This window comes from Streptomyces sp. NPDC055078 (assembly GCF_053607985.1).
Genome location: NZ_JBSGUP010000282.1, coordinates 1 through 10,123, shown reverse-complemented (window position 1 = coordinate 10,123; position 10,123 = coordinate 1). Strand labels below are relative to the sequence as shown.

At 70.6% G+C, this 10,123-nt stretch carries 10 protein-coding genes and 1 pseudogene; 5 read left to right on the top strand and 6 right to left on the bottom strand.

The window, feature by feature from the left end; genetic code table 11:
- Positions 1 to 103: 103 nt before the first annotated feature.
- Positions 104 to 2,086 carry a hypothetical protein gene (locus ACWF94_RS22705; protein ID WP_453491296.1) on the bottom strand — a complete coding sequence of 661 codons (1,983 nt, stop codon included), beginning with the start codon at positions 2,084 to 2,086 and terminating at the stop codon, positions 104 to 106.
- 1,237 nt (positions 2,087 to 3,323) lie between these two features.
- On the opposite strand from ACWF94_RS22705, the gene ACWF94_RS22700 reads away from it, so the two are divergent.
- The 5 genes from ACWF94_RS22700 to ACWF94_RS22680 all read left to right on the top strand — a co-directional run bounded on the left by ACWF94_RS22700 (position 3,324) and on the right by ACWF94_RS22680 (position 5,988).
- Positions 3,324 to 3,677, top strand: coding sequence for a DUF317 domain-containing protein (locus tag ACWF94_RS22700; protein WP_453491293.1), 354 nt, complete (start codon positions 3,324 to 3,326; stop codon positions 3,675 to 3,677).
- 92 nt (positions 3,678 to 3,769) lie between these two features.
- Positions 3,770 to 4,072, top strand: a complete 303-nt coding sequence (locus ACWF94_RS22695) for a hypothetical protein (RefSeq protein WP_453491290.1) — start codon at positions 3,770 to 3,772, stop codon at positions 4,070 to 4,072.
- A 136-nt stretch (positions 4,073 to 4,208) separates the two neighbouring features.
- Positions 4,209 to 4,838, top strand: coding sequence for a DUF317 domain-containing protein (locus ACWF94_RS22690; protein WP_453491287.1), 630 nt, complete (start codon positions 4,209 to 4,211; stop codon positions 4,836 to 4,838).
- Between the two features lie 28 nt (positions 4,839 to 4,866).
- Positions 4,867 to 5,091 carry a hypothetical protein gene (locus ACWF94_RS22685; RefSeq protein WP_453491284.1) on the top strand — a complete coding sequence of 75 codons (225 nt, stop codon included), beginning with the start codon at positions 4,867 to 4,869 and terminating at the stop codon, positions 5,089 to 5,091.
- A 33-nt stretch (positions 5,092 to 5,124) separates the two neighbouring features.
- Entirely contained in the window at positions 5,125 to 5,988 is an 864-nt protein-coding gene (locus tag ACWF94_RS22680; RefSeq protein WP_453491281.1) for a hypothetical protein, read from the top strand.
- Positions 5,989 to 6,221: 233 nt separating this feature from the next.
- Here ACWF94_RS22680 and ACWF94_RS22675 read toward each other — a convergent pair whose 3' ends face one another.
- The 5 genes and pseudogenes from ACWF94_RS22675 to ACWF94_RS22655 form a co-directional block, all read right to left on the bottom strand.
- Positions 6,222 to 6,929, bottom strand: a complete 708-nt coding sequence (locus ACWF94_RS22675) for a hypothetical protein (RefSeq protein ID WP_453491278.1) — start codon at positions 6,927 to 6,929, stop codon at positions 6,222 to 6,224.
- A gap of 73 nt (positions 6,930 to 7,002) precedes the next feature.
- The gene (locus tag ACWF94_RS22670; protein WP_453491275.1) at positions 7,003 to 7,467 is read right to left on the bottom strand and encodes a hypothetical protein; all 465 of its coding nucleotides are present in this window, start codon (positions 7,465 to 7,467) and stop codon (positions 7,003 to 7,005) included.
- A gap of 82 nt (positions 7,468 to 7,549) precedes the next feature.
- The gene (locus ACWF94_RS22665) at positions 7,550 to 9,292 is read right to left on the bottom strand and encodes a relaxase/mobilization nuclease domain-containing protein (protein WP_453491272.1); all 1,743 of its coding nucleotides are present in this window, start codon (positions 9,290 to 9,292) and stop codon (positions 7,550 to 7,552) included.
- A gap of 15 nt (positions 9,293 to 9,307) precedes the next feature.
- On the bottom strand, positions 9,308 to 9,832 hold the full coding sequence (locus ACWF94_RS22660; protein WP_453491269.1) for a plasmid mobilization protein: 525 nt from the start codon (positions 9,830 to 9,832) through the stop codon (positions 9,308 to 9,310).
- 110 nt (positions 9,833 to 9,942) lie between these two features.
- Positions 9,943 to 10,123, bottom strand: a pseudogene (locus tag ACWF94_RS22655) (hypothetical protein); the annotation flags it as partial.

Below are 10,123 nucleotides of genomic sequence, written 5' to 3'. Positions count from 1 at the left end.
CCCGCCCGGCGGCTGCGGTGGGGGCCGTCCGGGGGGGCCCGCCCCCGCGCAAAAAAAAACGGGGGGGCCCGCCCCCGCCCCGCCCCCCGACGTTCAGGAAGTGCTATCCGGCCTTGCGCCAGGCGCAGGTGGTGGGGGCGCCTTTCGCGCAGTGCGCGTAGCCTGGATTGCTGACGAAGAATTCGTCACCGTCCAGCAGCCGCCACGCGGGTGCCGGGAATTTGTGGAATGCTTCCTGGTTCTGGGTGCTGGGGATCGAGGCCCGGCCGCAGGGTTCTCGCCATGTGGGGCCGTTCTTGGCGAGTCGGGTGTCCGCGAGCAGGCCGAAGTGGGCGCTGCCGTCACCCAGTTTGTCGGCATACAGCTGGGCGCACTTGTCGCCGGAGGTCACCTCGTTGAGGCCGCCTGGGTAGCCACCGCTCTGGTGGGTGGATGCCATCGCGTACTCGTCACAGTCCAGGGCCCCCAGCGATGGGTCGGCCGGATGCTTGGCCCAGCCCCCCGGACATACCTTGCTGCGGCTGTCGTCCGATGTCCACGGTTTGCCGTCGGGCCGTTTCTTGATGGTGTCCGGGCCGAGGTATTTCAGCAGGGAGTCCCAGTTCTTCGGGGAGCCGGCGTGGTCGGGCATCTTCTCCTGCATCAGCCAGTAGTACGCGCCGGCGGCCGGGTAGAGGTTGGTGTCGACGGTGTAGGTCAGCTTGAAGTACGGCAGCACACAGCCTGGGGCTATGCCTTTGAGGATGTCGTCACAGCGCGGGGCGAGTTCGCGGACGCGTACGTCACCGCTGGTTCCGTAGCTGGCGGTCGCGCTGGCGGTGGCGCTGGCGTCCACGGTGGCGGTGACGGACCAGCCGAGGTCGATCCTCTCCTTGCCGGTGCCGGCCCACCTCGTCTGGACGGTGCCCCAGCTCGACTCGTACGGTATGCCGTCGTTCGCGTAGGCCCAGTGGGCGTCGGACGGCTTGTTCAGGCTGTCCGTCCACTTGGTCTGCGTGGTGACGCAGGATGTGCAGTTGTTTCCCACGTTCCACTTGACGGTGAAGCCCTGCAGGGCAGCGTCGATCTCGCGTGGAGTCACGATGATCTGCTGGTCGAACTCGGCGAAGTTGCTGCCGCCGGCCCCCTTCGACGGATAGGTCTTGATCCGCTGCTCGATGTCGAAGGTGGCGAAGCCGAGCGCGGGTTTCTGCGGGTCGGCGTCGAGGAAGATCAGCCTGGCGCGGCCGGCGCTCCTCAGGCACGCCTCCGTACGGTTCATGTAGTCCTTGCCGTACGGCTGGGTCAGGCACCAGCCGACCAGGTCAGGATCTGAAGCGGATGTCTTCGGCCCTCTGGACTGCGGGGACTGCGGGGAGGGTGGGGTGACCTCGATGCACAGCTTGCGGCCCTGCGGGTCGACAGTGGAGCAGGTCCGCTTCGGCCCGGCCTTGCGGGCTGCGGGGAGAGCGGGACCAGGATCGGTACGCGTCACCGGGTGCACCTGCTGCGCGACCGGGTCGATGGTGGACGTGGCCTGCGGGGCCGGGAATGTCACATAGGGGGCGATCTTGAAGTTCGCCCACGGGGACCAGGATGTCTCGTACAGGGTGCCGTCGAAGGCGGAGGTACGGAACGTGTAGGTGACGCCGGGCTTCAGCTTCCCGTAGGGGACGGTGACCTGGGCGGTCGCTCCGGAGGCCGCGAACGGGGAGACGAGGACCCCGTAGGGGTTGGCGTCGGTGAGCTTGACCTGTGTCTTCGGTTTGCCGGCGGCGTCGGTCGTCCATGCCTCGAAGGTCAGGTTGCTCCGGTCGCCGTCGGCGTCGGTGACCGTGTTGCGCAGGATTGTCTCCGGGGCGATGACCTGCCAGGTGCTGCCGCTCTTGGTGAACTGGGGACCGGCCGACGGGTTCCTGCCCGAGACCGGACGTGCGCCGGCGGCTTCGCCCTCGGGGCCGGCGGCGGGACGGGCGGACGGCGCGGCCGTCGGGGAATCGCTGGGGATGAAGTCGGAGGCCGATGCCGTACCGGCCCCCACGAGTAACGCGACGGCCGCCGCCGCGGCCAGAGCGCGTAATGCCGTGAAGTGATGTCTGCGGATCAAGTCTGCAACCTCCCTGTGCGCACGAATGTTCGACACAAGCTCAGCAGACATGTCGCGCAGTTCATATGCCCGAGTCACGGCATGACCGGAAAGTGGCTGCAAGCAAGGGGAGTTGAACAGGAGCACCCCTGGTACAGCCGTGTCCGACCGATGACGGTGCACCACTCCCTCGATCGGGAGAACCCCCACGCGAAGGCACCAGTCCGGCCGCTGGACCGAAGGACCGCCAGCGCCCGGCCGTCTTCCACGCCACCGCACCCACCAGCCAAGCCATTCCGGCCGCCGACCGCCTTCGGTGAGTGCTTGCTCGACCCCGCACGCTGGACAGGGCCGCTCCAGGACGTCCCGACCTCATCCGACTGCGCACCTTCGTACCCATGTGGGTGATTGTGAACGGGCGTCACTTCCGCCGTGCGACGGGGGGATCGGCGCGCTGCCGTAGAGGGAGGTGGGCCGTACGCCTTATTCGTCTGCGGCGTGTTCCTCTCTGGTGAGAGCGCCCAGTTCCCGGCGCTGCTCGTGGGGGAGGAAGTCGGCTGGGCGAGGCGGCGGGCGATGTAGTCGGGGACGGAGGTGACCTGCCGGATCTGAGGGTCGTCGGTCATCCCGGCGGGTTCGAAACGGGTGGACGGGCAGTCGGCCAGGAGATCGCGCAGCGGTGTCCCGGCTGGGAGCCGCGGGTCAGCGAGGCGGACAGGAGATCGAGCAGCCCGTGCAGGGTGGAGCCCTGCTTGCCATCCGGATCTCCACCCGTCGGCGCCCCGTCCTGCGTATGCGAGACGGTCAGATGACCGCTTGCCGGTCCGACGGTGAAGCTCCGCGTCAGCGACCGCAAACGCAGCCCGTTCCCAGCGCGGGCGCCAGACGTCGCCGCCTGCTGGTGAAGCCGCCCCTGCTGGGCAGCCGAGCCTGTCTCGATCGTGATCCCATGCCCTTTCACCCCGCCGGCCGCCGGGCAGCACTCCGTCGGCGAGCGTCACACGATTCCCGAAGGCGGGACGGCGCGGGATCCCTTCCCGTGCCGCTCGCCCCGACGGAATAGTAATCGAACGCGAGTTCCCGTGCCGGAGTGGGTGCTCCCTCCTGTGGTGCACTATTCGGGTATATCTGTCCATTCTTTCGCCAGTTCGCCCGAGGCAGACAGGAAAGATCCCGCAACGGCTGGTGTGACCGGGCAGGGGCATGTCAATGTAGGCGACTCCCCGTGAAACCTGCAGGTCAGAGAAGGGATACGCTTGTGACCGCGGATCTTGCCCAACCTGGATTCTCTACGTCTGTCGAGGCGCTGCGGCGGCGCTCGTGGCGGCTCGGCGCCGGTGAGCCGGCGCTGGTGACGGACCTGTTCAGTGATGCCGATTTCAAGCTGGTGGTGGACGACCGGGCGGACGTTCACATCAATTCCCGTGACGGCCGGTTCTATTTCGGCTGGTTTCCCCACGGCCGTCCCGGTGCCCACCGGGAGGGCTGGAAGCTCGCTGTTTCCGGTACTGCTCATGTCTCGGGCTACGACGTGTCGTTCGGCACGGAGACTCCGGCGGAGGTCGTTGCCGCCGCCGTGGCCGCGGTCCTTGACATTTCCCGCCCGCTCTGACGCCGATCCGTCGTATCGGAGGATTCCACGCCCGTGCGCTGCCCTGCCCCGGGGCGGCCCCCGGCGCCCCTTTCACGCAAGGAGACCCGTCTGTGGACCCGCTGAACTCTGAGACGCCGGAGCTGACGGTTGGTGATCTGGCCGACCAGTTGTCCGTGCTGGACCGCGACGCGACGGTGCGGCTGGCCGTCAACCCGTTCTTCCCCATGGCCCACCGGATGGCCGGGGCAATCGCCTCCCGGGACGAGACGGGCCGGCCGGTGGTCTTTCTCGCCGACGGGGAGCAGCTGGGCCATCTCCCGCCCGATGTAGCGGTCCGGCTGGCCTGGCAGGAGCCGACCGTCGCGCCCCCGCGCGGTCGCCGCAGGGCGGCCCGCCCCAGCGGCGGTCAGTGAACCATTCCCGAGCCTTCCGGAGGCGCCCCTGACCCCGCACCATCCCCGCGACCCGTCCACTCCGAACCTTCCGGGCCCGGTACGTTTCCGGGTCACTCCGCGGCATCTGGCCGGCGACGACGGTGTCCTCGCCGACATGATCGGTGCCACCCTGACCGGCGTGGGCTGGCGGATGTGGCCGACCGCCCGCCACACCCTGCTCTACGTGAGCCCCAATGACCTGTGCGGTGCCGAATGGGTCCTGGCGGCCTGTCCGTTCGAGCTGGGCGGCCTTCCGGTGGCCTGGCAGATCACCGCCCGCACCAACCCCGACGCCGTTCTGCGGGAGTGGAACGCCTACTTCACAGTCGGTGTCACGCCGGAGGCGATCGTCGGCTTCCTCCTCGCCCTCGACGCCCGCGCCGAACCCCATACCGGGTTCGACGGGCTCCAGGCGGTGCTGGACGCGCTGACCTCCCAGGGCTGGATCCTCGACATCGACCGCCCCCGCACCACGGCCACCGACCCGGGCTTCACGGCCAGCGTCTCGCTGGAAACAGTGCCGGAGCACGTCTTCGACGCCGACCCGCGCCCCGACCCGCCCGGCTGGCAGGCATGGGCCGAACCCGTCCCCGGGAACCCGCTGTGGTGCGCCACCTTCAGCGCCAGCGTCCCCCACGACCTCGTCGCCGCCTTCGCCTCCTCGCTCGCCTCACCCGTTCCCGTACGGCGGCGGCTGCTGCCCGAGGGCACCGAGGGCCACCTCACTCTGCTGCCACCGATCTGACGGGCCCACCCGAAGGGGACTACCTCCCATGCCCTCCACGACCGCGACACGGCACGGCGGCAGCGAGGAGAACTGCCGGCGATGCGATGCTCCCGGCTTCCTCGCCCGCAACCACGACCTCCCCTCAGCCCCTGCCTGGTGCATCGACTGCCACGAACGCGAACGCACCCCCCAGGCCCAGGCCGGCCACCCCTGCGAAGACGACTGCTGCCTGGCTGTCGACCATGACGGCCTCTGCGCCCGGCGCGTCTGACCTTCCCCGCACGCTCTGCTCCACGGAGGTTCCTTGCCCCTGCCGCTGATCCGTCTCGCCATCGGCCCCACGCACGGCACCGCCCACTTCGGCGCACTGCTGGGCACCGAGGCGGTGACGGCCTGCGCCACCCACTCGCCGGATCTCCTGCCCGTCCCCGGCCTGACCGCGCACACTCTGTGCCAGAGCTGCGCCCGCGCCCTTTTGGTTCTCGCCACTGTTGCCTGCCCCGGTGAGCCGGACACCCGGCCCGCTACCGGGACAGGCCGGGGCGGAGCCGGGCACCGGGCGATCCCCGGGCATCTCCTCGCCTACTGCGGTAAATCCCTCGACAACCGGGAGACCACCACCCGCCGCCGGTGCACTCAGTGCACCCGCCTCGGCGAGGCCCTCGACGCCCTGCGCCGCCGGGCGGGCGAACTGCTCCTGCCCGCGATGGACCCGTGCCACGGCGACGACACCCTGCTCTGGGCGCCCCTCGGCAGAGGCAACCTCGTCACCGGACACCGGCGCAACGCCGTCACGGGCAAGGGATTCTGCGGGCGCCCGCTGGCCGGCCCCGACCCGGGTGCCCCGAACGAGTGTGCACCGTGCCGCCGTTACTGGCAGGCGGCCGAGGCCGGTCGGCGGGAGCACACCCTGCCCCACATGCAGAGCAAGGCCCGCACCTGGGACCAGCAACCCCTTGACGTCTTCGACGGCCGCGCCTGCACCCTCACCTCGGGCGATGCCTACACGCTGTCCGGCTGCGAGGAAACGCACTATGTCGTCGCGGTCGCCGACCGCAGCGCCGAGAGCCACACCGACCTTCTCGTCTACCTCCCCGGCGAGGAACGGGTGGCCGATCTACGCCTGCGGCGCGACCGCCTCGTCACCATCCAGCGCGTCGGCCGCTGAACCGCTTTCCCTTGGGAACGGGGAGCGAACCGTCCGAAGAGCCCGGAGGGCCAGGCCGTCATGGTCTGGCCCTCCGGGCATGTGTGCTGGCTTCCAGGGCAGCAGGCGCAACCGGGCATGTGCCTTTGTCCGGTACGGGCCATGCCGCTTCGCTGCCACCGCAGTCTTGAACGCGAAGAAGACCTGCCACGGACGAGCGTCCGCGGCAGGTCTCCCGTATGTAGGGCTGGGGGTCAGCTTGGTGACCCTGCCTTGGCGAGGGCCTCGTCCACGTGGGTGTCGACGAGGCCGGGGGCCCCGGAGACGATCACGAGCAGCGTGCCGGTACGGACGGCCGTCTGTTTGACGACGCTGCTCCGTTCGCCGGTGGTGAAGGTCAGTACTTGGGACCACTGTTCGTCGCCCAGCGGCGGGGCGGTGATCTTCTGGGTGGTCATCTTGACCGGGGTGCTGCCGACCACGACCTGGTAGGTCGGGCAGGAGACCATGGCGTCGAAGATCCGCTTCGTTTCCGCGGACAGCCTGGTCTCGGTGTCGCTGTACAGCTCCTCCGCGACCTCCGAGTCGCCGCTGCCCGTGTCGCTGAAGGCCGCCTTCGCCCGGTGCGGGAAGTCGAGCGAGCCGCCGGCCGCCGCCTCCCCGCCGAGCTTGTCCAGCGGAGGGCAGCCGATCACCGTCACATCGTCACGGCCCGGGTCCCGCTCCGGCTTGCGGGTGTAGCCCTGGCCGAGGTCGGTCTCATCCAGCAACCGCTCCCGCAGCTGGTCCGAGGTGAGGACATCGGCCGGCTTCAGGTCGTCCGGGGCGGCTTTGGGCTCGGCGGTACGGGCCGGGGCTGCGGTGGCCGAGACGGGGGAGGGGTTGCTGGTGGAGCAGCCCGGGAGGGTGAGGAGGGTGAGTGCGGTCAGGCCGAGGACAGCGGTGGTGGAACGGCGGCGCATACGGGTACCCCTGGGGTCGGTGCGGAGGGTCTGACTGGCCGAACCGGGGTTCGGCGGGGTAGGGGTGCGGGGGTCAGTGGCCGAGGTGGCGCAGGCCCTCTTCCAGAGAGCCGAAGTTATGCTCCATGGCCCCGCTGTGCCGGTTGAACCACGCGGTGTCCAGGGCGGGGTCGAGGGTCTCGTGGCCCTCGCGGCAGCGGCGCCACACGGTGTTCCGCATGGCGAGGACGACCCAGTCGCGGTACGCGCCGCACTGCGGGCACTCACGGACCTCACCGTCGACCACGAGCGGCCCCCGCCAGGGCATCATCATCCCGGCCAGATCGCCGCGTGAGGGCGACAGCAGATCGGGGGGCAGGAAGTCGTCCACCACCGGAACCGCCGCCGTCGGGGACGGGGCAGGGCTGGCGGCCGGGGCGGCTTCCGGCCGGGCGGCCGGTGGCTCGGGGAACGGCTGGCGCTGCGCCCACTCCATCATTTCCTGGCCGGCGCTCTGGGTTTCGCGCCACTCTCGGCTGTCGCGTATGCGTTTGAACATCCTGCTCTCCTCACGTTTCGCCCTCGGGCCACGCAGAGCGTGCCCCATGCATCTGTCTCGCTTCAACTCTGAAAGTTGTTAATCACCGGGCCTTCCGCCGCTGGTCAGAACGGCCCGCGGACGGCCGGGCCTTCATCTGAGGCGGGGCCGTCCGCCGTGCGGTGGTCGGGGGCAGATTGGTGGTGTCGGCGGGGAGGTTGGCCATGCGGCGCAGCCGCCACACCAGAACCTCGCTGAGCGATTCGGCGGTGTCCAGTTCCCTTCGCTGGGCGGCCCCGGCGAGCAGTCCGGCCGGGTCGTGCCCCGCGGTCTCGGCGTCGGCGAGGGTGGCGGCGAGCGCGGGCCAGCCGGGTTCGGCGAGGATCTGTCCGGCCAGCTCCGGCACCGCCGCCAGCACATAAGCGGCCTGCTGGAGCTGGAGCGGCTGGGCCATCCGGCGGCCCCGCTCGTGGAGGGAACTTAGGGGCTGGCCGGCGGCCTGCTGGTAGGCGGCGCGCAGATGTTCGGCCGTCTGCCGGGCGGCGGCTGCCTGCTGCGCGTGCCCCTTCCTCGCGTGCCAGTTCGCGGCGGCGACGGCGAGGAAGAACACCATGTCGATCACCATCGCGGTGCTGGCCCCGTCCTCCCCGCGGCCGAGCGCCGGCCCACTGCGCACGAGGTCCCGGGCGGCCTGCCGCAGGGCGCGGTCGTGCCCGCGTACGGCCCGGACCTGGGAGCGGGACGCCCGCTCGAACGCCCAGGCGGCCTCCCTCAGCTCCCGCCGGGTCTGCGCGGCGGATGTCTTCGCCAGCGCGTCCAGCACCTCACCGGCACCGGCGAGCTGCGCCGCTATGGCAGGGTCGTCGCCCCGGTCGATGACCAGTACCGCGTGCCATGCCGCGTGTGCCGCACGGCGGAGTGCGGGCGCCGGGCCGCTCGGAGCGAGCCGGCGCCCGGAGGTCGATGGCGCGGTCGGCTCCTGCCCGGGTGCACCGTTCGTGGTGGTGGTCCAGCGTTCGCGGATGCGGGGCAGCGACAGGTCGGGGGCGAGCTTCGACCCGGAGTAGAAGACCGGTTGGTCGTCCTTGTTGCGGTCGTCGGGCAGCGCGACGGTGTAGCCGAGGAGGTCCCCGGACGGGGCGATACGGTGCCGCACCAGGAGTCCCGAGGCGGCGAGCCGGTCGAAGAACTCGGCCTCCCCGTCCGCGCCGGCCACCGCGCGCCGGACGGTCTCCCTCAGTTCCTCCCTCGGGGTTCGCTCCCTCTTCTCGCGTGCGGCTTTGTGGCGTTCGGCGCTGGTGGGCCGCTGGGCAGCGGTGCCGTCACCGGCATTGAGGCGGCGGAGGCCGTACTCGGCTTCGAGGAGGCGGGCTTCCGCCTGGGCGCGTGCAGCGTCGTGGTCGAGGTCGGGTTTGTAGCCGTCCTCGCGGACGAGGGTGGCGATGATGTGGATGTGGTCGTCCGCGTGCCGGACTGCCGCCCAGCGGCACCCGGCCCCGTTCTTGTCGGGGTCGTCGATGCCGGTAGCGGCGACCATCCGCCGGGCGACCTCTCCCCACTCGTCGTCGGTCAGGATACGGTCCGTGGGGGCGTTGCGGACCGAGAGGTGCCACACGTGCTTGCGCGGCCGGTCTCGTTCGTCGATGTTGTCGAGCGGCTGATCGAGCAGCCGCTGCAGATCCTGGAGAGTGCCGGCGAAGCCGTCGGCACGGCCGGGGTCGGGGGCGTTGCCGTCCCAGGACGCCACCAGGTGCGGGTCGGTGTGCTCCTCGTGCGTGCCTGGCCCGTACAGGTAGTAGAGCAGGCCGATGGTGCGCTTCCCGCGCTGGTGGATCCTGGGGATCATGCCAGTGATGGCTTTCTAGTTCTGGGCGAGCAGCCGGTCGGTGGCGTCCTGGACGCGGTGCACGGCACGCCGTGTGGCGGCGATGACGGCGTCGAGTTCCGGCTCGGTGGGCTGGGCACCGGAGTTGATGGAGCGGGCGATCTGGTTGAGGTTGTTGCCGACCTGGCCGAGGTGGCGGCGGGCGGCGAACAGCTCGGTCACTGTCTCGCGCTGTCCGGCGATGGCGGCGGCGGTGTGGTCGAGGTCGCTGGCGGCGGCGAGGCCAGCACGGGCGAGAAACGCGGGCAGAGACGTACGGGTGCGCTGCGCGGCGGCGGTGAGGAGGGTCTTCTCTTCGTCGTTCAGGCGGACGCTGCACACGCGGACACGCTTGCGGTCGTGCGGCTTCGGCGAGCGCTTGCGCGAGTGCTTCTTCGCGTCACGGCGCTTACGGCTCGGTGTCTGCTTCTCCGGCTGCGGTCCGCCCTCGGCCGCTGCCTCCCGGACCAGTGCCCCCCGGCGCTGGTCCGGACCCGCCACCCCCGGGGCGGGCTCGGACAAAGGCGCCTTCCCCGACGGGGAAGAGTGTCTTGGCCGATAACTTGCTTTCTCTGAGGTCGAGTTGGAGTTCGGCACATCCACGGCGGTGGTGGCGGTGGTGTCCGGGCTTCTCATCGGATGCGGGCCTTCCTGGTACGGATGTGGAGCTGGATCCTGGCGGCCAGCTCGACCACGGCGGCCGGGCCGTCGAGTATGTGGACGGGCCCGTCGGGGGTGTGCTGGGCGAGCCACTGCCCGGTCGGGACGGGGATGGCGGCGTGGAGGAGCCGGTGGCGCACCAGGACCTCGGCC